The organism is Streptomyces sp. NPDC026394 (genome assembly GCF_055567735.1).
Genome location: NZ_JBVHPX010000003.1, coordinates 131,928 through 154,399, shown reverse-complemented (window position 1 = coordinate 154,399; position 22,472 = coordinate 131,928). Strand labels below are relative to the sequence as shown.

Annotated in this window: 16 protein-coding genes and 1 tRNA gene; 10 read left to right on the top strand and 7 right to left on the bottom strand. The window is 72.1% G+C overall.

From position 1 onward, the window contains the following. Positions 1 to 161 precede the first annotated feature (161 nt). The 4 genes from ACZ4QV_RS09045 to ACZ4QV_RS09030 all read right to left on the bottom strand — a co-directional run bounded on the left by ACZ4QV_RS09045 (position 162) and on the right by ACZ4QV_RS09030 (position 3,716). Positions 162 to 1,136 carry a ribose-phosphate diphosphokinase gene (locus ACZ4QV_RS09045; protein ID WP_030374403.1) on the bottom strand — a complete coding sequence of 325 codons (975 nt, stop codon included), beginning with the start codon at positions 1,134 to 1,136 and terminating at the stop codon, positions 162 to 164. A 70-nt stretch (positions 1,137 to 1,206) separates the two neighbouring features. Beyond that, positions 1,207 to 2,664 carry a bifunctional UDP-N-acetylglucosamine diphosphorylase/glucosamine-1-phosphate N-acetyltransferase GlmU gene (gene glmU / locus ACZ4QV_RS09040; protein ID WP_361149846.1) on the bottom strand — a complete coding sequence of 486 codons (1,458 nt, stop codon included), beginning with the start codon at positions 2,662 to 2,664 and terminating at the stop codon, positions 1,207 to 1,209. A gap of 104 nt (positions 2,665 to 2,768) precedes the next feature. Next, positions 2,769 to 2,843 (bottom strand) — tRNA-Gln (locus ACZ4QV_RS09035). Between the two features lie 27 nt (positions 2,844 to 2,870). Next, positions 2,871 to 3,716, bottom strand: a complete 846-nt coding sequence (locus ACZ4QV_RS09030; RefSeq protein ID WP_361588606.1) for a hypothetical protein — start codon at positions 3,714 to 3,716, stop codon at positions 2,871 to 2,873. A 156-nt stretch (positions 3,717 to 3,872) separates the two neighbouring features. Here ACZ4QV_RS09030 and ACZ4QV_RS09025 point away from each other — a divergent pair, with 156 nt between their 5' ends. Continuing rightward, positions 3,873 to 5,327: a sensor histidine kinase gene (locus ACZ4QV_RS09025; protein ID WP_361588604.1), complete on the top strand. Its 1,455-nt coding sequence runs from the start codon at positions 3,873 to 3,875 to the stop codon at positions 5,325 to 5,327. Positions 5,328 to 5,519: 192 nt separating this feature from the next. On the opposite strand, the gene ACZ4QV_RS09020 is transcribed toward ACZ4QV_RS09025, so the two are convergent. Continuing rightward, positions 5,520 to 6,098 carry an SUKH-3 domain-containing protein gene (locus ACZ4QV_RS09020; RefSeq protein WP_361149854.1) on the bottom strand — a complete coding sequence of 193 codons (579 nt, stop codon included), beginning with the start codon at positions 6,096 to 6,098 and terminating at the stop codon, positions 5,520 to 5,522. An 8-nt stretch (positions 6,099 to 6,106) separates the two neighbouring features. Further along, the gene (locus tag ACZ4QV_RS09015) at positions 6,107 to 6,619 is read right to left on the bottom strand and encodes a YwqJ-related putative deaminase (protein ID WP_125055897.1); all 513 of its coding nucleotides are present in this window, start codon (positions 6,617 to 6,619) and stop codon (positions 6,107 to 6,109) included. A 341-nt stretch (positions 6,620 to 6,960) separates the two neighbouring features. Between ACZ4QV_RS09015 and ACZ4QV_RS09010 the strand changes: the two genes are divergently transcribed. The 4 genes from ACZ4QV_RS09010 (at position 6,961) to ACZ4QV_RS08995 (ending at position 13,416) form a co-directional block, all read left to right on the top strand. Beyond that, on the top strand, positions 6,961 to 7,980 hold the full coding sequence (locus tag ACZ4QV_RS09010) for an SMI1/KNR4 family protein (protein ID WP_361588601.1): 1,020 nt from the start codon (positions 6,961 to 6,963) through the stop codon (positions 7,978 to 7,980). Beyond that, positions 7,974 to 10,922, top strand: coding sequence for an SUKH-4 family immunity protein (locus ACZ4QV_RS09005; RefSeq protein ID WP_361588599.1), 2,949 nt, complete (start codon positions 7,974 to 7,976; stop codon positions 10,920 to 10,922). The genes ACZ4QV_RS09010 and ACZ4QV_RS09005 overlap by 7 nt, the downstream gene beginning before the upstream one ends. Positions 10,923 to 11,141: 219 nt before the next feature. Further along, entirely contained in the window at positions 11,142 to 12,101 is a 960-nt protein-coding gene (locus ACZ4QV_RS09000) for an LCP family protein (RefSeq protein WP_361588597.1), read from the top strand. Between the two features lie 109 nt (positions 12,102 to 12,210). Then, complete coding sequence (locus tag ACZ4QV_RS08995) at positions 12,211 to 13,416, top strand: coiled-coil domain-containing protein (RefSeq protein WP_361588595.1); 1,206 nt, start codon at positions 12,211 to 12,213, stop codon at positions 13,414 to 13,416. An 83-nt stretch (positions 13,417 to 13,499) separates the two neighbouring features. Here the strand turns inward: ACZ4QV_RS08995 and ACZ4QV_RS08990 are convergent, their stop codons facing one another. Beyond that, positions 13,500 to 15,194, bottom strand: a complete 1,695-nt coding sequence (locus ACZ4QV_RS08990) for an MFS transporter (protein ID WP_361588673.1) — start codon at positions 15,192 to 15,194, stop codon at positions 13,500 to 13,502. A gap of 381 nt (positions 15,195 to 15,575) precedes the next feature. Here ACZ4QV_RS08990 and mfd point away from each other — a divergent pair, with 381 nt between their 5' ends. The 5 genes from mfd (at position 15,576) to ACZ4QV_RS08965 (ending at position 22,398) form a co-directional block, all read left to right on the top strand. Next, the gene (gene mfd, locus ACZ4QV_RS08985) at positions 15,576 to 19,115 is read left to right on the top strand and encodes a transcription-repair coupling factor (protein WP_361149870.1); all 3,540 of its coding nucleotides are present in this window, start codon (positions 15,576 to 15,578) and stop codon (positions 19,113 to 19,115) included. A 160-nt stretch (positions 19,116 to 19,275) separates the two neighbouring features. Next, on the top strand, positions 19,276 to 19,683 hold the full coding sequence (locus tag ACZ4QV_RS08980; protein ID WP_361149873.1) for a WXG100 family type VII secretion target: 408 nt from the start codon (positions 19,276 to 19,278) through the stop codon (positions 19,681 to 19,683). Continuing rightward, positions 19,680 to 21,113, top strand: coding sequence for a putative T7SS-secreted protein (locus tag ACZ4QV_RS08975; protein ID WP_361588593.1), 1,434 nt, complete (start codon positions 19,680 to 19,682; stop codon positions 21,111 to 21,113). The genes ACZ4QV_RS08980 and ACZ4QV_RS08975 overlap by 4 nt, the downstream gene beginning before the upstream one ends. A 2-nt stretch (positions 21,114 to 21,115) precedes the next feature. Beyond that, the gene (locus ACZ4QV_RS08970) at positions 21,116 to 21,733 is read left to right on the top strand and encodes a hypothetical protein (protein WP_361588591.1); all 618 of its coding nucleotides are present in this window, start codon (positions 21,116 to 21,118) and stop codon (positions 21,731 to 21,733) included. Then, positions 21,730 to 22,398, top strand: coding sequence for a hypothetical protein (locus ACZ4QV_RS08965; protein ID WP_361588589.1), 669 nt, complete (start codon positions 21,730 to 21,732; stop codon positions 22,396 to 22,398). The genes ACZ4QV_RS08970 and ACZ4QV_RS08965 overlap by 4 nt, the downstream gene beginning before the upstream one ends. The last annotated feature ends 74 nt before the right edge of the window (positions 22,399 to 22,472 follow it).

The window sequence follows — 22,472 nt, the reverse complement described above, 5'->3', positions numbered from 1 at the left end:
CCCGGCCCACGACAGACCTGCTACGAAGAGCGCGTCGATAACGGACCGCCGCACCACAGAAAGTGCGGCCTCCCTCGCCGAGCAACTCCATGAGTCTACCCGGCGGGGAGGCCGCCCCCAAAGTCGATCTCCGCGCGCCCCTACGGGCTACGGAATCCGGCTCACTGCTCCTCGAAGAGGCTGGTCACCGAGCCGTCCTCGAACACCTCACGGATCGCCCGCGCGATCGTCGGCGCCATCGACAGCACCGTGATCTTGTCCAGCTCCAGCTCGGACGGGGTGGGCAGGGTGTTGGTGAAGACGAACTCGCTGACCTTGGAGTTCTTCAGCCGGTCCGCCGCCGGACCGGACAGGATGCCGTGCGTGGCCGTCACGATGACGTCCGCGGCACCGTTGGCGAACAGCGCCTCCGCTGCGGCGCAGATCGTGCCACCGGTGTCGATCATGTCGTCGACCAGGACGCAGACCCGGTCCTTCACGTCACCGACGACCTCGTGGACGGTGACCTGGTTCGCCACGTCCTTGTCCCGGCGCTTGTGCACGATCGCCAGCGGCGCGTCCAGCCGGTCGCACCAGCGGTCCGCGACCCGCACCCGGCCCGCGTCCGGCGAGACCACCGTCAGCTTCTCGCGGTCCACCTTGGCGCCCACGTAGTCCGCGAGGACCGGCAGCGCGAACAGGTGGTCCACCGGGCCGTCGAAGAAGCCCTGGATCTGGTCGGTGTGCAGATCGACCGTGACGATCCGGTCGGCGCCCGCGCACTTCAGCAGATCCGCGATCAGCCGGGCCGAGATCGGCTCGCGGCCACGGTGCTTCTTGTCCTGACGGGCGTACCCGTACGACGGGATGACCACGGTGATGCTCCGGGCCGAGGCCCGCTTCAGCGCATCAATCATGATCAACTGTTCCATGATCCACTTGTTGATGGGAGCCGTGTGGCTCTGCATCAAGAAGCAGTCCGCACCACGCGCCGACTCCTGGTAACGGACGTAGATCTCGCCGTTGGCGAAGTCGAACGCCTTGGTCGGGACCAGCCCGACACCCAGCTGGTGGGCGACCTCCTCAGCCAGCTCGGGGTGGGCGCGGCCGGAGAAGAGCATCAGCTTCTTCTCGCCGGTCGTCTTGATCCCGGTCACAGCAAATCTCCTCGAATCCTGTTTGCGTGCACTAATCACGGTACGCCCCGCACGGCGCACCCGAGCACGATCACTGCTCGCCGTCGGACTCCTGGCCAGCAGCAGACGCAGCCTGCGCGGCGGCGCTTCCGGGACGCTTACGAGCGACCCAACCCTCGATATTCCGCTGCTGGCCACGCGCGACCGCCAGCGAACCCGGGGGCACATCCTTGGTGATGACCGAGCCGGCAGCCGTGTAAGCGCCGTCCCCGACCGTGACAGGAGCCACAAACATGTTGTCCGAACCGGTCCGGCAGTGCGACCCGATCGTCGTGTGGTGCTTCGCCTCACCGTCGTAGTTCACGAACACGCTCGCCGCACCGATGTTGGTGAACTCACCGATCGTCGCGTCACCCACGTACGACAGATGCGGCACCTTCGTGCCCTCACCCACCGAAGCGTTCTTCATCTCCACGTACGCACCGGCCTTCGACTTCGGCCCCAGATCCGTACCCGGACGCAGATACGCGTACGGACCCACACTCGCCCCCGGCCCGACCTTCGCCCCGTCCGCGACCGTGAACGACACCTTCGCGCCCTCACCCACCGACGTGTCCGTCAGCCGCGCGTCCGGACCCACCTCCGCGTGCGCCGCCACATGCGTACCGCCCAGCAACTGCGTACCCGGATGCACCGTCGCGTCCGCCTCGAACGTCACCGACACGTCCACCCACGTCGTCGCCGGATCCACCACCGTCACACCCGCCAGCATCGCCCGCGTCAGCAGCCGCTCGTTCAGCAGGCGCCGCGCCTCCGCGAGCTGCACCCGGTTGTTGATGCCCAGGATCTCCCGGTGGTCGTCCGCCACCGCCGCACCGACCCGGTGCCCGGCCTCGCGCAGGATCCCCAGCACGTCCGTGAGGTACTCCTCGCCCTGGCTGTTGTCCGTACGCACCTTGCCCAGCGCGTCCGTCAACAGCTGCGCGTCGAACGCGAACACTCCGGAGTTGATCTCCCGGATGGCGCGCTGCGCGTCCGTGGCGTCCTTGTGCTCGACGATCTCGGTCACCGCGCCGGTGTTCTCGTCCCGCACGATCCGGCCGTACCCGGTCGAGTCCGGCACCTCCGCCGACAGCACCGTGACGGCGTTGCCGTCCGCCGCGTGCGTGTCACCGAGCTTCTTCAGGGTCTCGCCGGTCAGCAGCGGAGTGTCGCCGCACACGACGATCACCGTGCCGTCGAGGGTGACCCCGCCGTTGCCCAGCTCCTCCAGGCCCATACGGACGGCGTGACCGGTGCCGTTCTGCTCGTGCTGGACGGCGGTGCGCACATCCGGGTCGATCTCGGCGAGATGCCCGCCGACCTGCTCACGGGCGTGACCCACGACCACCACGAGGTGCTCGGGGTCCAGCTCACGGGAGGCGGCGACGACGTGCCCCACGAGGGAGCGGCCGCAGATCGCGTGCAGAACCTTGGGGGTCGACGACTTCATGCGGGTGCCCTCACCCGCTGCGAGAACGACGACGGCGGCCGGGCGGTTGGCGCTCACGGGGATGCCCTTCGGCTTCTTCGGGTGGTGGACACCCGAAGGATACCGGTGCGGTTTGCGGCCGAAACGCGGGCGGGTCCCGACCGGAGGTCGGGACCCGAACTTGGCTCCCCCGTCAGGACTCGAACCCGAACAGATGGCACCAAAAGCCACAGTGCTGCCAATTACACCACGGGGGATTATTGCGGTCTAAACCGGACATTGCGTCAGGCTGTCGACCGGACTCCCAACACTATGCCGTACCACCAGCCTTCAATGCGACGGTACAGCTCTGTGCCTTGCAGAACACGGACGACCAGACAGCCGTGGTAGTCCTCGCCGACATTCTTGCGGACGGTCTTCGGGTTGTGCTTCTTCAGCGTCGTCTTGCCGAAGGCCGCGACGTCGACTCCCACCAGTTCCGCCCAGTAGCGCTCGGACGCGGCCACGTCGGCGGATTCGTGGATCAGTACCCGGAACCGCAGTCGGTCGGCTCCTACGGCCAGCAGGTTCAGCCAGGCCAGGTAGACCTGGATCATGCCCGGGTCGCTGTTGATGAAAGTGACCGATTCGTCCGTTCGGTGCGGTTTGCTCTTCGAGCCCTCCGCCCAGTACAGGCCGACGCCGACGAGGAAGAGTTCCCGCTCGCTTAGGGGGCCGATGTCGCGGGTCGCCTCCTCCTTCGTCCGCATGCGCGCTTCGGCCACTGCCCTGCGGTGTGGCTCCCAGCGGGCTTCTCGCATCCGGTGCATGCGTTCCGGTGAAGCCACCGGCTTGGGGAGGTCGCGGACCCAGAGCGAGACGGAGCTCTTGGAGACGCCGAGTTCGGCAACGATCTCGTCATACGTCATCCCCTCCCCCCGCAGCTCCCGCGCCCTGGCCCGCAGGCCGTCCTTCGCGTTCGGGCGGCGGGTCCAGTCGGGAGGTGGTTCGCCTTCGAGGAGGCGGTTGAGGATGTCGTTGTTGTGGAGGTGTAAGCGGTCGCGGATCTGGCGGCGGCTCAGGCCGTCGCGGCGGAGGGTGACCGCCTGGTCGCGCAGGGACTCGAAGTCCGCTCGTGTGTGGTGGTGCATGGGCTCAGCTTCAGGCCGGGCGCTGGACAAACGAGTCGAAAATGTGGGCGATTCAACAGTTCGAGGGAAAACAGGAAAGTACTGGTCCGTAACGGTGCACTCGCGTGCAGAGCGCTCGACGGAAATTCGCGTGCGGGCGCCCGTAGGCTGGTCGGTATGACCGCAACGGGGGCAATCGAAGCAACGGGTGCGAGGGACGCGCCCGCCGGACCGTGGTGGTGGCCGCGGCGGCGGAGCGTGGTGCTCGATGTGTCGCTGGCTGCCGTGTCGACCGTCGAGACCGTGCTGGAAGGGCTGGACTTCGCGGGCGACACGGGGCTGCCGACGTGGGCCGGGCTGCTGCTCGGGCTGGTCGTGGGTCCGGTGCTGCTGCTGCGGCGCCGCTGGCCGGTGGCCGTGGTGCTGGTGTCGGTGGCGGTGACGCCGGCGCAGATGGGCGCGCTGCTGGGCATGGTCGGCCTGTATTCGCTGGCGGTCTCGGACGCGCCGCGGCGGGTGATCGGGTTGCTGGCGGGGATGGCGGTGGCGGGGACGCTGGTCTCCGGTTTCTTCACCATCCGGCAGGACGTGGGGGGCGAGCCGGATTTCAATCCGCCGACGTGGTTCGTGCTGGTGATGGCGGCGGCGGTGGCGCTGGTGGTGACGGCTCCGCCGGTGTTGTGGGGGTTGTACGTCGGTGCGCGGCGCCGGCTGGTGGAGAGTCTGCGGGAGCGGGCGGACGGGCTGGAGCGGGAGTTGTCGCTGCTGGCGGACCGGGCCGAGGAGCGGGCGGAGTGGGCGCGTAACGAGGAGCGGACCCGGATCGCGCGGGAGATGCACGACGTGGTGGCGCACCGGGTGAGTCTGATGGTGGTGCATGCGGCGGCGTTGCAGGCGGTGGCGTTGAAGGATCCGGAGAAGGCGTCGCGGAATGCGGCGCTGGTGGGGGACATGGGGCGGCAGGCGTTGACGGAGCTGCGGGAGATGCTGGGGGTGCTGCGGACGGCGGAGGGGGCGTCGGGCCGTCCGTCGGCGCCGGTGTCGAACGAGCCGGAGCGGCTGGTGGCGGTGGCGTCGAAGGCGAAGACGCAGGCGGCGGGGGAGGCCGCTGGTGCTGGTGGGGCCGGTGGCTCGTGGTCGGAGGGGTCGGGCCGGGTGGCGGAGGCCGGGGCGGGGTCCGGTGGTGGTGCGGTGCGCGGTGGCGCGGCGGTGGTGACGGCGGAGCCGGAGGGGGAGGGGCCTTCGCTGGCGGAGCTGGGGGATCTGGTGGGGCAGTCGCGGGCTGCCGGGATGGCGGTGGAGCTGTCGGTGGACGGTGCGGCGGGGGAGGCCGGTTATCCGTCGGGGGTGGAGCAGACGGTGTACCGGGTGGTGCAGGAGGCGCTGACGAATGTGCACAAGCACGCTCCGGGTGCGGAGGCCCGGGTGCGGTTGGCGCATCGTGAGGGGGAGGTGGCGGTGCAGGTGGAGAACGGTCCGTCGGAGCGGGGTGCGGCGGGTGTGGGGTTGCCGAGTGGGGGGAACGGCCTGGTCGGTATGCGGGAGCGGGTGACCGGGCTGGGTGGGGTGTTCGTGTCGGGGCCGACGGAGGCGGGTGGTTTCCGGGTGTCGGCGGTGTTGCCGGGGCGGTAGGGGGCGCGAGGGGGCGGTTTCGGGGGTGCGGGTCTGCGGGGGCCGGCGCAGGGCCCTGTTGAGCAAGGGCCGGGGGCGCGGCCCTGTTCGGCGGGTGTCGGGGTGCGGCCCCGTGAGGCGGGGGGCCGGGGGTGCGGCCCCGTGAGGCGGGGGCGCGGCCCTGTTCGGCGGGGGCCGGGGGTGCGGCCCCGTTCAGCTCTCTCGTGCCGTGGCCTGGCTCAGCCGGGTGGGGCGGATGCCGAGGACGAGGGTGTTGAGGGCCTGGTCGATGTGGGGGCCGAGGTACCAGTCGCCGGTGTGGTCGAGGCTGTAGACGCGGCCTTCGGTGTCGATGGCGAGGACGGCCTGCCCGCCGGCTTCCTGGCCGAGGGGGGCGACATCGGTCTCCAGGGCGCGGCCGAGGTCGCCGAGGGTGCGGGCGAGGTGGAGGCCGTGGAGGGGGTCGAGGGTGAAGGGGGTGGGGGCGATGTGGCGTCCGGGGCCGGTGGGGGTGATGTCGAGACCGCCGAATTCGGCCCACGCCTCGACGGCGGCGGGGAAGACGGTGTGGCGGTGTCCGGCGGGGGAGGTGTGGGCGCGCAGGGCGTCGGCCCAGTGTTCGGCCTGCTGGATGTCCCAGCGTCCGGTGCGCCAGCCGGCGTCCTGGAGGGCGGCGTCGACGGCGACCGGGAAGCGGGTGGCCGAGGTGCGGTCGTAGGAGTCGTAGACCGGGGCGACGGGCGCGGCGGAGGCCGGGGTGGTGGTGTCCGCGGACGGTGCGGTGGGGGGCATGGTGCGGGTCAGCTCCCTGCGTGCGTACCGATGGGCATGACGCCGAAGAAGGCGAGGAGGGCGTCGCAGGAGCGACAGGGGGGAGCGTAACTGCCGTGCAGGGGGTCGCCGTCCTCGCGGATGTGCCGGGCGGTGATTTTGGAGTGTTTCAGGGAGCGGCGGGCCTCGCCGTTGGTGAGGGGTTTGCGGGAGGCGCGTTTGCCGCGGTTGGCCTCGACGGCGGTGAGGTGGCGGCTGAGCAGGACGGCTTCGGGGCAGCGGCCGGTGAAGCGTTCGCGCTGGGCGGTGGCGAGGGTGTCGAGGAAGTCCTGGACGAGGTGGTGGAGCACGGGGGGTTGTTCGGCTTTGCTCGCGGTGCAGGTGAGGGTGCGTCCGCGGACGGAGAGGGCGGCGCCGACGGTGGGGAGGATGCCGTCGCGGCGGTGGCGGAGGGCAGGCGGACGGTCGTCGTCGGCGGTGCCGCTCCAGCCGACGCGGGGGTCTCCCGCGGTGGCGGTGTTGTGGTGTGCCGTGGTGCGCATGGTCAGTGCTTTTCCCTCCCCGAATCCCCGGGACGCCGGAGGTCCCCCGCAAGGGTAGGGGGAGGGTCAGCCTGCCAAATGTGGTGGGTGTTGGGGAAGTCGGGTGTGCTGTCGGTGATGTCACGGTTGTGTCCCGGGGCGGGGCCGGGTTCCGGGGTGTTCCGGTGGTGTTCCGGCCGGGGGCGGCGGGTGGTTGCGCGGTGGGGGCGTGCGGTGAAGTGGCGGTGTGCCGCCGTTGGTTGGGACGGGGGTGGGGGAGGCCGGTCGACGTGCGCGGGAGGGTGGGTTGCGGTACGGCATAGGCTGTGCCCAGTAGCCGGATTCAGCCAGGGAGCACCGCCATGACGTCAGGTCGGCACGGGCTGGGGGCACCTCCCGGCCCTCAGGCCGCGGGCCACGCCGCGCCACCGAACACGGCCTACGCCGGGCAGGTCGTGCATTTCCCGGATCCGGTGCGTGCGGCGCGGTATCCGCGGGGGGTGCCGGTGGACGGTGCCGGGTTCCCGGATTTCTCGTCGTACGCGCGGGCGGCCGCGGAGATCGCGGAGCCGCCGGAGGGTTTCGGCGTGGACGAGTTGCGGCTGACGGACTACGTGTCGGCGAACGTGGCGTTGCATGCGCGGGGGCACGAGCTGTGGGAGGACGTGCCGCCGGTGGCGACGCCGCACGGCTGGACGTGGCATCACGTGGCGGGGACGCGGCGGATGGAGCTGGTGCCGGTCGAGGTGAAGGCGCTGTTGCGGCATCACGGCGGGCTGGCGACGGCGGCGGTGGACCACGGGAAGCGGGGGACGCGGCCGTTGCAGGACACGCGGCCGGTGCATTTCGGGCTGCCGCACCGGGAACTGTCGGTGACGGAGGAGCAGGTGCGGCAGGCGGAGGAGGCGCTGGGGTACCGGCTGCCGGGTGCCTATCGTGCGTTCCTGAAGGCGGCGGGCGGGTGTGCGCCGGTGGGTGTGGGGCTGTACGCGGATCTGGGGCTGCTGGTGGACCAGCCGTTCTTCACGGTGCGGGACGAGGCCGCGATGAACGACCTGGTGTACGTCAACAAGTGTCTGCGCGATCACTTCACCAAGGACTACCTGGGTGTGGGGTTCGTGCAGGGCGGGGTGATAGCGGTGCAGGTGCGGGGTGCGGCGCCGGGTTCGGTGTGGTTCTGCGCGTACGACGACGCGCGGGACCGGGACGGGTGGCCGGTGCAGGAGCGGGTGGAGCAGCTTCTGCTGCCGTGCGGGGCGGATTTCGACGATTTCCTGCAGGAGCTGGCGGGGAGTCCGCCGGAGCTGGAGACGGTGGCGGGTCTGATGGTGGACGGCGGCTTCGCGCGTGTCGTCCCGGTGGAGGGTGAGGCGCGGTGGTGACGTTCGCGCAGGCGCAGGAGCGTGCGGAGCGCTGGGTCAACGAGGACGTGTCGGGTCCGTTCCAGCGTGAGGTGCGGGTACGGGAGTTCGATCTGGGGTTCGTGGCCTGGGCGGAGGACCGTGCGGGCGGTCCGACGACGGAGGGTGGCCGGGCCCGGCTGGTGATCGCGCGGGACAGCGGGGAGACGACGCTGTGGCCGGGGCTGCCGGTGGGTGAGGTGATCCGGCGGTACGAGGAGGAGTACGGCGCGGTGGCGGACGCCGCGGTGGTGGAGGCGCCGCCGCAGCGGATCGATCTGGAGGCGACGTCGTTCCTGCTGACGCCGCCGGAGTGGTTGCAGGAGGCGGCGGACCGGCGGACGTCGGGTGCGGGGCTGGTGCTGCCCGTGGACGGGCCGGCGGCGCCGGAGCAGGTGCGGGACGCGGTGCCTGTGGCGGATGCGGGCGGGGGTGCGGGTGCGCGGTCGGCGGGGGCCGGGGCGCCGCCCGTACCGGCGGACGCACCTTCCGTGCCGGATCAGGCCGCTTCCGTGTCCGTACCGGATCAGGCTGCTTCCGTACCGGTGCCGGGCCAGGCCGTTTCCGTACGGGACGAGCCGGCCGTCGTGACGCCGTGGGCGGGGACGGACGTCCGGGCGGACGAGGACACCGACGACCGTTCGGTGGGGCTGCCCGCGACGGTCTTCGCGCCGCCGCTCGCCGGTTTCGACGACGAGGACACGCCGCCGGCGGGCGCGGGGGCCGAGGCCAGGACGGAACTGATCGCGGGCGGCAGCCAGTTGCCGCGGACGATGATGGCGCCGGCGGTCGAGGAGGCGGGGGCCGGCGGGCCGGTGGCGCCGCCGATGCCGTCGTCGCCTCCGCCGGGGCCGCCCGCCGGGGCCGTGCCGTACGGCGGTCCGGTGCCGCCCGCGGACACGGATGCGGCGGGGCCGGACGGGACCGGGCCGGACGCGGCGGGGCTGGCGGAGCTGCCGCCGCCGTCCGGGCCGCCGATCGCCGATGTGCCGCCGCCCCCTGCGTACGCGGGCTCCGGTGCCGCCGAAGGGCCGGGGGCGCCGCCCGCGCCGCCCGGTGCGGGTGTGCACGCGGCCGCGATGACGCCGGCGGACGGTTCTGCGCTGCCGGGGAACGCGGGCGGTCCGCCGCCTCCCGGTGTGCCGGGTGCGGGCGGTGCGGACCGTACGGGTCCGGGCGCGCCGGACGGTGGCGCGGACGCGTCGGCGCCGTCCGCTGCCGCTCCGGCGGGCGGGTACGTCCCGACGCAGCTCGTGTCGCAGCTCGACGCCGATCAGGTGGATCTGAGTGCGGTGGACGGTCCGGAGGCGGCCGGGCCGGAAGGGGAGCAGGGGTCGCCCGCTCCGCCGTCGGCCGGTGCCGGTGCCGGTGGTGGGGTGCACGCGGCCGCGACGATGCTGGCCGGTGGCGCCGCGCTGCCGTCCGGCGCGGCCGGGCCGGGTGGTCCGGGCGGCGCCGGTGGCCCCGCCGGTCCCGGTGTGCCACCGCCCCCGGCGCCTCCTGGCGTGCCGCCGGGTCCGCCCGGTGGCCCGAAAGCTTCCGGTGCGCCCGGTACATCCAGTGCATCCGGTACGTCCGGTGCATCCGGTGACCAGGCTGCGTCCGGCGCCGCGGGCGGCCCGCCTCCGCCGCCGTCCGCGCCGCCCTCGGCCGTTCCCGGCGGTTCGGCCGGTGCCGGCGGCGGTGTGCACGCCGCGGCGACGATGCTGGCCGACGGCGCGGGTGGCCCGGGTGGCCCGGGGATGCCGCCGCCCGGCGTTCCGGGCCCGCCGGCGCCCGCTCCCGCCGCCCCCGGTCCGGCCGCCCCTCACCCGGTGGCATCCGCCCCGGCCGCGCCGCCGCCCGGTATGCCGCCGTCCGCCGCACCGCAGTCCGCCGCGCCGCCCGCTTCCGGCTCGTACGGCTATCCGCAGGCGCCGCCGTCCGGGCAGCCGACCGTCGGCCCCGGCTACATGGCCGTCCTGAGCTACCGCGCTCCGGACGGTTCGGAGCAGAAGATCGTGCGGCGTTCCGCGCCGGGCACCCCGCATCCGGAGTGGCAGCTGCTGCACGAGCTGCGGGGCATGAACGTCCCCCCGCAGCAGGTGCTGGAACTGCACACGGAGCTGGAGTCGTGCGACGTGCCGGGCGGGTACTGCGCGCGGATGGTGCGGGAGACCTGGCCGCAGGTGCGGATCAGCCACACCGCGGCGTACGGGACGGAGCACGCCTCGCGGCAGCAGGGGGTGCGCCACCTCCTGGAGCACCAGGGCGAGTTGCACCAGGTGGCGGACGGTCCGGCGCGGCCCGCGCCGGTGCGGGCGCCGTTGCCGCACCCGTCCCAGGTGCAGGTGGTGCCGCCGGTGCCGCCGCAGGTGTTCGGGCAGGAGCTGGAGCAGTCGTTCGGTCCGCAGGGGATCTTCCGTTTCGATCAGCGGGCGGTGTCCCGGCACGGGGTGCCGGAGGTGGTGGCACAGACGCTGGTGTGGGCCGGACTGCCGGTGGACTTCGGGCCGTTCTTCTGGGCGCAGGCGCAGCCGGGCCGTCCGGTGCCGACGCTGGCGGAGCTGGCGGCGGAGCGCGGGGTGCGGCCGGCGGCCGACGCGGGGTCGTACCTGGTCATGGGGAACGACTTCGGCCGTCAGCTGTGTGTGCAGTACGGGACGGCGCACATCGTGGCGGTGCCGCTGGACGGTGGTGCGCAGGGGCCGGGCGGGCAGCCGGCGGTGCCGCAGTTCGTGAACAGCGGGCTGCCGGAGTTCGTGCGCTGCCTGGCGATGCTGGGCCGGATGTGGCGGCTGCGGTACGGGCTGACGCCGGAACAGGCGGGGCGCTGGACGGTGGACTTCCAGGCGCAGCTGGTGGCGCTGGACGCGCCGGCGCTGGGGTCACCGGAGACGTGGTGGTCGGTGCTGCTCGAACAGATGTGGGACGGGCTGCTGTAGGGCGCGGCTGCGTGGGGCGGGTGACACGCCGGTTGCCGGTGGGCCGCCCGTGCCGCCTCCGGCGGCGCTCGACCTGCGGGACGCGCGGCTCACCATGATCCTTCGTATATGGGTCAGCCGTCGTGGTCGCCGCAGCCTCCGTCGCCGGAGGGTACGTCGACGCTGTACCGGTCCGGGCGCGGGGGCCGCTGGGGCCGCCGTCCGGGCGGGCGGCGGCGGATGTCCTGGCCGAAGCGGATCGCGCTGGTGCTGCTGGTTCTGGTGGTGCTGGCGGTGGCGGGCGGGGTGGCGCTGTACGTCTGGGCGGGTGACCAGGTGCGCCGTACCGACGCCGTCGCCGACTACTCCGGCAGGCCGTCGCCGGGCAAGGGCACGAACTGGCTGCTGGTCGGTTCGGACAGTCGCGATAGCCTGACGCCCGAGCAGCGCGAGCGGCTGCACGTCGGCAACGACCAGGGGCTGAACACCGACACGATCATGGTGCTGCACCACGGGGACAGTGGCCCCTATCTGGTGAGCCTGCCGCGGGACAGCTATGTGGCGGTGCCGGGGCACGGCCGGAACAAGGTGAACGTGGCGTTCGCCGAGGGCGGGCCGAAGCTGCTGACGCGCACCGTGGAGCAGGCGACGGGGCTGCGGATCGAACGCTACGCCGAGGTGGATTTCCTCGGCTTCGTGAAGGTGGTGGACGCGCTCGGCGGGGTACGGATGTGCCTGGACAAACCGCTCAAGGATGAGAAGTCGGGTGCCGACTTCCGGGCGGGTTGCCAGGAAATGGACGGAGTGCGGGCACTTGCGTACGTACGGGCGCGGTATACGGATCCGGAAGGCGACCTGGGCCGGGTCAGGCGGCAGCGGCAGCTGATCGGCGCGCTCGGCGACAAGATGCTCGGTGCCGGGGTGCTGCTCAACCCGTTCGCGCTGGTCCCGGCACTGGACGCGACGCTGTCGGCACTGACGGTGGACCGGGCGGCGGGCGTACCGGGCCTGGCGCGCCTGGGCTGGTCGATGAAGAAGATCGCGGACGGGGCGGGTGCGGCGACCACCGTTCCGGTGGCGAACCCCGGGGTGAACCTGGGCGGTCTCGGTGATGTGGTGGAGTGGGACGAGCAGGGAGCGCGGCGGCTCTTCCAGGCTCTCCGCGAAGATGTCCCGATTCCGACTTCTGGCAACAATTGACGCATCCTTGGACGATGGAAAGGGGCGGAGTGTCGCGTAACGGTCGCTTCGAATCGATCCAGAAAGATGTGCGCGCGAGTGCGCCGCACGTCGGAGAGGGGCTTGAGGGATGAGTGCATCGGTTTCGCCTCACGGGTTCGAGATCGTACGAGGACGTGGCTACCGTCCCGAGGATGTCGACCGCCGGGTGGAAGGGCTCTCGGTCGACCGTGATTCCTGCTGGGAGCGCGCGGCACGGCTGACGGTCCTCGCCAACGAGATGACGGCCGAGCTGGCGGAGCTGCAGGAGTACGTCCGGCAGCTGCCGCCGCAGACGTACGAGTCGCTGGGCGACCAGGCGCGGCTGATCCTGACGACGGCGGAGTCCGAGGCGGCGCGGCTGCGCAAGGATGCCGAGGAGGCGGCCGAGCGGGCGCGCGAGGAGGCCGAGGCGTACGCGCGGCAGATCCAGGAGGCCGCGGACCGGGCCGCGCAGCAGCTGCGGGACGAGACCGAGGACCAGGCGCGCCGCACGGTCGAGGCGGCGTGGGCCGAGGCGGACGGCATCGAGGCCGCGGCCGTCAAGGACGCCGGGCAGTGGCGGACCGCCGCCCAGGACGCGCTGCACGAGATGGAGCAGCGCACCACCGGGATGCTGCGCGAGCAGGAGCAGGAGCAGACCGAGGAGTGGGAGGCGGCCGGCCGCGACCTGGCCGCGCAGGAGGCCGACCTCGAACTGCGGGTGGCGGAGCTGGAGGAGCTGGGCCGGGCCAAGGTCGCCGAGGCGGAGCGCCTCCTCGCGGAGGCCGAGGAGGCGGCGCGGCACCGCGACGAGGACGCCGAGGCGCGCGCCGCCGACCTGCTGGCGCAGGCCAGGGTCGAGGTCGAGCGGATCGAGCGGGCCACCGACCGGATACTGCGGGAGCACACGGAGCGGCGCGAGAAGGTGCGTGAGCACATGACGCACGTCCGCAACACGCTGGCCGCCCTGACGGGCAAGGCTCCCGAGGAGGACGAGCCGGCGGGCGGCACGGCGGCCGAGGGCGCCGGGGACGTCGCGGACGCGGGGGCCACGACGAACGCGCGGGGCGGCACGGTGCTGCTGGAGAAGGCCGGTGGCGCGGGGGAGGCCGAGGACGCTGGAGTGTCCGAGGGGATCGAAAGCACCGGTGAGGCTGACGGGTCCGACGGGGCCGGTCGGGTACGGGAGGCCACGGTGTCCGGTACCGGTGCGACCGCGGCCGGGGAGCCCGCCGACACGCGGGCGCCGGTGGACCCCGACAACGAGGACACCCTGGAGACGAAGCTGCCGCGGCTGCCGGAAGGGCACCAGTGATACGGGCCGTGAACCCTGCGGGGAGGACGGCAGGCGCCGAGGGGCGCACGCCGCTTCCCCGCCGGGCGCCGTAGCGCTGTCAGTCAGCCGCTGGCGGAGTCGGCGACCGGCTGCTTGAGGGGCGGCTGCTCTATGGCCGTACCGGGTGTGCCATCCGTCCCGCCTGTACTGCCTGCCCCGGGTGTGCCGCCCGCCCCGGCAGTCCCACCCGTACCGCCTGTAGTGGCCCCGCCCCCGGGCTCGTCCTCGGACGTGTCCTCCGGCCCGCCGCCCGCCTCTCCGTGGACCGGGAAGCGGCGTGGCGCGAGGAACAGCAGGATCAGGAAGGCGAGAGCGGCGGCGGCCGCGGCACCGAGGTAGACGTGCTCGACGGTGGCGTCCACGGCGCGCCGCAGGTAGTCGGCGGCCCGGTCGGTGAGGGTGCCGGCGCTGGCCAGTGCGTGCGAGACGGAGTCCAGGTCGTCCGGCAGTCCCGGCCGGATGTCCGTGGGCGCGGCGGCCAGCCGGCCGTTGAGGGTGGCGTTGGCGACGGCGCCGAAGAGGGCGGCGCCGACGCACTGGCCGACCTGGCGGCAGAAGAGGATCGAGGCGGTCGCGGTACCGCGCTCCTCGAAGCCGACCGAGGACTGCACCCCGATGATCAGCGGCAACTGGAAGATCCCGAGGACGGCGCCGAGCGCGAACATCAGCAGCGCGGGCTGCCAGGCGGCGCCGGGGTAGGGGAGCAGCGGGAAGGTGAGCAGTACGAGGGTGGCGGCACCGATGCCGATCATGGAGCAGGTGCGGATGCCGACGCGGTTGTAGACGTGGCTGCTCAGGGCGGCGGACACCGGCCAGCTCAGGGTCATGGTGGAGAGCACGAAACCGGCCGCGATCGGGCCCAGGCCCAGTACGGCCTGGGCGTAGGTGGGCAGGAAGACGGTCGGCGCGACCATGAGCAGGCCGACCGCGCCGAGCGCGAGGTTGACGGCCGAGATCGTCCGGCGGCGCCAGACCCAGCCCGGGATGATCGGTTCGGCGGCGCGGCGTTCGATGAGGACGGTGGCGGCGCCGCAGAGCGCGCTGCCCGCGAAGAACAGCAGCGAGGGGGCGGAGAGCCAGGGCCAGGCGACACCGCCCTGGACGAGGGCGGTCAGCAGCAGGCCGCCGCAGGCGAAGATCGCGAGTGCGCCGGGCCAGTCGATACGGGGGCGCCCGGTACGGTCCCGTGCGGGCAGCGATTCACGGAAGTGCCGTACGACGAGCCAGAGCGCGAGGACCCCCACCGGCAGGTTGACCAGGAAGATCCAGCGCCAGTCGGCGTACGCGGCGAGCAGGCCGCCGAGGGCGGGGCCGGCGACCGAGGAGGTCGCCCAGACGGTGGACAGCTTGGCCTGGATCTTGGGCCGTTCCTTCATCGGGTAGAGGTCGGCGGCGACGGTCTGGACGGTGCCCTGGAGGGCACCGCCGCCGAGCCCTTGGAGGACGCGGAAGGCGATGAGGGAGGCCATGTTCCAGGCGGCCGCGCACAGCAGCGACCCGACGAGGAAGACGATCACGCCGGTGATCAGGATGGGCTTGCGGCCGAAGGTGTCGGAGAGCTTGCCGTAGACGGGCAGGGTGACGGTGACGGCGAGCAGGTATCCGGAGAAGAGCCAGGAGAACACGGCGAAGCCGCCGAGGTCGCCGACGATCTGCGGGACGGCGGTCGCGATGATCGTCGAGTCGAGCGCGGCGAGCGCCATGCAGAGCATCAGGGCGGCCACGACCCGGCCGCGCCCCGCGGGGGTGCCGGGTATCGGAGGTACGGGGGCGTCCGCCCCGGCCCCCGCGCCTCTCCGGGCCCCTGCGCCCCCGCCGGCCTCCGCGCCCCGGCCGGTGCTGCTCCCTGCCCCCGCCGCCCCTGCTCCCGCCGTCCCTTCCGCTGCCGTCCGGCCGCTCGTGCGGTGACCGCTCCCGCTGTGCTGGCTCACATGCCCCCCTCGGCTTTTGCGTGTACGTGACACCCTTCCATGGAGACGCCGCGACCGGAACGGGACTTCGCGCCCGGGTGGGGCGGGTCGCCGGGGCGAGTGGAACGCGGGTGTCAGCAGGGAGTCGTACTCTTGGGGAAACCCGGCCCGTCGCACGTGCCGGGCTGCTCGCGTTGTTCGCCTCACCGGGACGGAAAAGCCATTCTCATGAGCCTGACTGGTCTGCTCGACGCCGTCGCCCAGGACCCGGCGCTCGCCGAAGCCGTGCGGGCCGCGGCGGACGGCAACCGTCCCCAGGTGGACCTGGTCGGCCCGCCCGCCGCCCGCCCGTTCTCCATCGCCGCCCTCGCGCGCCGCAGCTCCCGTACGGTCCTGGCGGTGACCGCCACCGGCCGGGAGGCCGAGGACCTGGCCGCCGCGCTGCGCTCGCTGATGCCGGCCGGCGAGGAGAACGCGGTGGTGGAGTACCCGTCCTGGGAGACGCTGCCGCACGAACGGCTCTCGCCGCGCTCGGACACCGTCGGCCGGCGCCTCGCGGTGCTGCGCCGCCTCGCCCACCCCAGCCAGGACGACCCCACCGCGGGCCCGGTCCAGGTGGTCGTCGCGCCCGTACGCTCCGTGCTCCAGCCGCAGGTCAAGGGCCTGGGCGACCTGGAGCCCGTGGCGCTGCGGACGGGGCAGACGGCGGACCTGGAAGAGGTCGTGGACGGGCTGGCGGCCGCCGCGTACGCGCGGGTCGAACTGGTCGAGAAGCGCGGCGAGTTCGCGGTGCGCGGCGGCATCCTGGACGTGTTCCCGCCGACCGAGGAACACCCGCTGCGGATCGAGTTCTGGGGCGACGACGTCGAGGAGATCCGCTACTTCAAGGTCGCCGACCAGCGGTCCCTGGAGGTGGCGGAGCACGGCCTGTGGGCGCCGCCGTGCCGTGAGCTGCTGCTGACCGCCCAGGTGCGGGCGCGCGCGGCGGACCTTGCCGAGCAGCACCCGGAGCTGGGCGAGCTGCTGGGCAAGATCGCCGAGGGGATCGCCGTCGAGGGCATGGAGTCGCTGGCCCCGGTGCTGGTGGACGACATGGAGCTGCTGCTGGACGTGCTGCCCGAGGGCAGCATGACGGTGGTGTGCGACCCGGAGCGGGTGCGGACGCGCGCGGCCGACCTGGTGGCCACCTCCCAGGAGTTCCTCCAGGCGTCGTGGGCGGCCAGTGCGGGAGGCGGCGAGGCGCCGATCGACGTGGGCGCGGCCTCCCTCTGGGGCATCGCGGACGTCCGGGACCGGGCCCGCGAGCTGGGCATGATGTGGTGGACGGTCAGCCCGTTCGCCGCCGACGAGGAGCTGGACGAGGACACCCTCAAGCTGGGGATGCACGCCCCGGAGACGTACCGCGGCGACACCCAGCGGGCGCTGGCCGACACCAAGCGCTGGATCGCGGACGGCTGGCGGTCGGTGTTCATCACCGAGGGGCACGGCCCAGCCGCCCGTACGGTCGAGGTGCTGGGCGACGAGAACATCGCGGCCCGTCTCGACCCGGAGCTGGGCGAGCTGTCCCCGTCGGTCGTGCACGTCTCGTGCGGCTGCCTCGACAACGGCTTCATCGACCCGGGCCTGAAGCTGGCGGTGCTGACCGAGACGGACCTGACCGGCCAGAAGTCGGCGAGCAAGGAGCTGGGCCGGATGCCGGCCCGCCGCCGTAAGACCATCGACCCGCTGACCCTCCAGGCGGGCGACTTCATCGTCCACGAGCAGCACGGCGTCGGCCGCTACATCGAGATGGTGCAGCGCACGGTCCAGGGCGCCACTCGCGAGTACCTGCTGGTGGAGTACGCGCCGGCCAAGCGCGGCCAGCCCGGCGACCGCCTGTACATCCCCACCGATCAGCTTGAGCAGGTCACCAAGTACGTGGGCGGTGAGGCGCCGACGCTGCACCGCCTCGGCGGCGCCGACTGGACGAAGACCAAGGCGCGCGCCAAGAAGGCCGTCAAGGAGATCGCCGCCGACCTGATCAAGCTGTACTCCGCGCGGATGGCGGCGCCCGGCCACACCTTCGGCCCGGACACGCCCTGGCAGCGGGAGCTGGAGGACGCGTTCCCGTACGCGGAGACGCCCGACCAGCTCACGACGATCGCCGAGGTCAAGGAGGACATGCAGAAGTCCGTCCCGATGGACCGGCTGATCTGCGGCGACGTCGGGTACGGCAAGACCGAGATCGCGGTGCGGGCGGCGTTCAAGGCCATCCAGGACGGCAAGCAGGTCGCGGTCCTGGTGCCGACGACGCTGCTGGTGCAGCAGCACTTCGGTACGTTCACCGAGCGGTACGGCCAGTTCCCGGTCGTCGTGCGGGCGCTGAGCCGCTTCCAGAGCGACACCGAGGCCAAGGCCACCCTCGAAGGGCTCAAGGACGGTTCGGTCGACCTGGTCATCGGCACCCACCGGCTGTTCTCCTCCGAGACCACATTCAAGGACCTGGGCCTGGTCATCGTGGACGAGGAGCAGCGGTTCGGCGTCGAGCACAAGGAGCAGTTGAAGAAGCTGCGCGCCAACGTGGACGTGCTGACGATGTCCGCCACGCCCATTCCCCGTACGCTCGAAATGGCGGTGACCGGCATCCGCGAGATGTCCACGATCACCACCCCGCCGGAGGAGCGGCACCCGGTCCTGACGTTCGTCGGGCCGTACGAGGACCGGCAGATCGGCGCGGCCATCCGGCGTGAACTGCTGCGCGAGGGCCAGGTCTTCTACATCCACAACCGCGTCGAGTCCATCGACCGGGCCGCGGCCCGGCTCCGCGAGATCGTGCCCGAGGCCCGCATCCAGACCGCGCACGGACAGATGGGCGAGGCCCAGCTCGAACAGGTCGTGGTCGACTTCTGGGAGAAGAAGTTCGACGTGCTGGTGTCCACGACGATCGTCGAGTCCGGCATCGACATCTCCAACGCCAACACCCTGATCGTGGAACGCGGCGACAACTTCGGCCTGTCCCAGCTGCACCAGCTCCGCGGGCGCGTCGGCCGTGGCCGGGAGCGCGGTTACGCGTACTTCCTCTACCCGCCCGAGAAGCCCCTGACGGAGACCGCGCACGAACGCCTGGCCACCATCGCCCAGCACACGGAGATGGGCGCCGGCATGTACGTCGCCATGAAGGACCTGGAGATCCGCGGCGCGGGCAACCTCCTCGGCGGCGAGCAGTCCGGGCACATCGCGGGCGTCGGCTTCGACCTGTACGTACGGATGGTCGGCGAGGCCGTCGCCGACTACCGGGCGTCCCTGGAGGGCGGCGTGGAGGAGGAGCCGCCGCTGGAGGTCAAGATCGAGCTGCCGGTGGACGCGCACGTCCCGCACGACTACGCGCCCGGCGAGCGGCTGCGCCTCCAGGCGTACCGGGCGATCGCCGCCGCGTCCTCGGAGGAGGACATCGCGGCCGTCCGCGAGGAGCTGACCGACCGCTACGGCAAGCTGCCCGAGCCGGTCGAGAACCTCCTCCTGGTCGCCGGCCTGCGGATGCTCGCCCGTTCCTGCGGGGTCACGGACATCACGCTCCAGGGCTCCAACGTGCGCTTCGGCCCGGTCGAACTGCGCGAGTCCCAGGAACTGCGCCTCAAGCGCCTCTACCCGCGTACGGTCCTCAAGCCCGCCACCCGCCAGGCCCTGGTGCCACGCCCGTCCACCGGCAAGATCGGCGGAAAGCCGCTGGTCGGGCGGGACCTGCTGGCATGGGTCGGAGAGTTCCTGACGTCGATCCTGGGGTCCTGACGGCTCTGCCCGGCCGGGCGGGATGACCGGCCGGGGTGCCCGGCCGGGCGCGCACTGCCGTCTTCCGGAGGAGCCGGAGCGGAATTGCCCGGGGCGGTTCCGCTGTCACGGTGATTGATTACGATGCCGTGGCAGACCGCACGAGACACGGGGGAGAGCGTTGGGCAGCAAGTTCCAGGTCGAGACGCATGAGCTCGACCAGCTTCTACGGCAGTTGAGCACCGGGCGCGAGGACATGGAGAAGGCGCTCAACGCCCTGGAGCACGTGGGGCCGAAAAGCACGGGCAGTGTGGCTCTCGACCACGCCTGCGACGAATTCCACGACAGCTGGGACGACGCGATCAAGAAGATCGCGAAGGGTACCCAGCAGATCGAGGAGAAGCTGAAGGCCACCAAGAACAACTACGAGGAGACGGAAAAGGCCATCCGGGACGCCATGACCAAGGGCGCGGCCCCGCCGATGCCGGGCCGGCCGGCACCGCCCAATGTGGGCGGGTACCCGGCCGGCCCGCGGCCGTCGGCACCGTCCCCGTCCCCGTCGGCCGCCCCCGGGGCGGGTGCCCGATGAGCGACGACAAGGAATTCCCCGGCCTCGGCTTCAACCCGGCCCCGGGCAAGGTCGAGAGCGTCGAGGACCTCAGCAACAAGATCAACCGTGCGTCCGGCGGCCTGGAGAGCGCCCACAAGACGCTGATGGGCATCGCCAAGGGCGGCAAGACGTGGGAGGGCCTGGCGGCGAACGCCTTCACCCAGCACGTCGGCGACCTGCCGAAATCCCTCTCCGACAGCGTCGACGCGCTGAAGCAGGCGTCCACCCAGCTCGGCGGCTGGCGCGGCAAGCTGTCCGGCTACCAGAACACGGCCCGCCAGTACGAGGCGCAGGCCAAGGCGGCCAAGGAACGCATCAAGACGCAGGAGGCGGCCCACGACCGGGCGACCAACGACTACAACCAGGCCGCCTCGGCCCCGGCCTTCCGGCTCGCCGGCCAGTACTACACCGACCAGGCGGCGCTCAACGAGGCACAGAGCAAGCTGGACGCCGCCCAGGCCCGCCTGAAGACCGCCGGCCAGGAGCTCGACAGCGTCGGCAAGCGCCTCGACGCGGCCAAGGACGAGCTCGACGACATCATCAAGAAGGCCAAGGAACTCCTCGAACACCACCAGTCCGACGCGCGGGACGTCGCCGACCGGCTGCGCAAGGCCAACAAGAACGCCCCGGACATCAGCCTCTTCGAGCGCCTCGGCGACGCCTTCAAGCGCATGGGCCACGCCATCAAGGAATGGTGCGTCAAACACGCCGACCTGCTGAAGACGATCGGCGACTGGCTCGGCAACATCGCCGGCGTCCTGGGCGTCCTCTCCCTCCTCACCATGTGGTGCCCGCCCCTGTCCGGCGCCCTCGCCCTGGCGGGCGGCGCGCTGTCCCTGGGCTCACTGGCGGCCCACGCCGGGGCCAAGCTGGGCGGGGCCAAGGTGAGTTGGACGGATCTGGGCATGGACGCGCTCGGGGTGGTGCCGTTCGGCAAGTTCGCCAAGGTGGGGGCGATGGGGAAGGTCAAGGTGCGGGTGGGGACCAGGTGGGTGGAGGAAGCGGGCCGGCATGTGGACGACGTGGACAAGGTGGCCAAGGTGAACCGTCTGGAGGGGCTGGTGCAGCGGGGCGCGGCCCGCAGTAGCGACCTCGCGGGGGCGGATCCCATCCTTGGCATCGAACGCCACGCAGGGCGGGTCTTCGAGGCAAACGGCGGGTTCTCCAACCGCATGAAGCTGGCCTGGGAGGAACACGTCGGCCACACCATGGGGTCGGGTATCAAAGAACAGGGTTGGGCGAAGACGCTGGAGAAGATCCCCGGTGTCAAGGACCTCGATTCCTTCAAGGCGGCGGTCCGGGCGGACGGCACACTCGACCCCATGTCCTGGTGGTCCAAAGGCCCGCTCGTCGGGCAGGGCGCCGTCGGCGCCGGGGTGGGTATGTACCAGACCGCGAACGAGGGGTGAGCGTGAACCACCGACAGGACAAGAGCGGCGGGCCCGCACACCTTTCCCGGATCTGGCTCCTGGTGTGGTTCGTGCTGCAGTGGCTGGTGGTGCCCGCCAAGGTGGCGCTCATGGTGGCCTATTACGTCATCGCGTTCCTCGGGGACGCGTCCGGCGACAACAAACCCCACTTCCACTTCGCGTTCCGGGACTACCTCGGCCCCCGGCGGTTCGCTCGCGAATGGAGCCGGGACCCGGGGCGCTGGGAGGAGCACTTCCGGGCGCTCCTGCCCACGCTGCGTGAGGAAGCGACGAAGTTCTCGGTGTCGCCGGGAGGGCTGGTCGAGCACCGGGTCCGGGCACGTATCAAGTACATGGTCAGGCTCATCAGAGCGGAAGGCGGGGAGCGCTCGGGCAGCGGTGCCGACGTGGCGTTCATGGTTCCTGTACATCACTACCGCGGATGCGGTCCGGAGGCCGCCCGGCGCATCGCGCGGGCGGACGGCTGGCGGATCCTCGCGCCCGGAACCTCTACGGGGAACGGCCTGGCCCCGAAAGAGCGCCACGGCCTCGTCCTGGCCATCCCGCATCCGCGCATGCATCCGACACCACCCCCCACCACCCCCTCCGGAAAGCCATGAAGAACTCCACCCAGCTCCAGATCGAGATACCGGACGGGTTCCACACCCTCGGCCTCGAAGGCGACGTCGCCTACCGTGCGGACTGCATCCGGGAGATGGCGGACCTCGTCTGGTCCGAGGGGACCGATCTCCAGCGCGACACCATGGCGGCCGTGTACGACGAGATGGCCGAGTCCTTCGCCGACGACGGGGCGTTCTACGCCGGTGTCTGCTTCGTGGGCATGGACGACGACCGCGTCAGTACGGCGTCGGTGGTCGCCCGGCTCGACGACGCGGACGCGACCGACGCCGACCTCGTCGCCACCGGTCTGGCGGAGGCGCTGTCCCACACCACGACGGAAGTCAGTGTGACGCGGGTGCCCGCCGGGCCGTGCGTGGTGTCCTTCCACGGCTCGGAATGGGTGCCGGCCGAGGGCGCTGAGCCGCTCGGCATCGCCCGCGTGGACGCGCAGATCCCCGTACCGAGCCGCGCCCAGTTGCTGACGCTCTCCCTCAGCACCCCGTCGCTGACCGATCTGCCGGTGTACGTCAACATGCTGCGTCTCATCGCGGAGACCGTGACGGTCGTGGACGCCGAGTCCCCGTCCGACGGGTCCGGCTCCGGCGCCGAGGTGGTCACCGGACAGCACAACGTCGCGGACGAGATGCGCTCCACCTTCGGCTGAGGCGCGGCGCGACCGTCTGACGCCATGGCGGGCCTGCCGGTCTTTGTGCCGTCTTCCGCCCGATTCAGGCACCT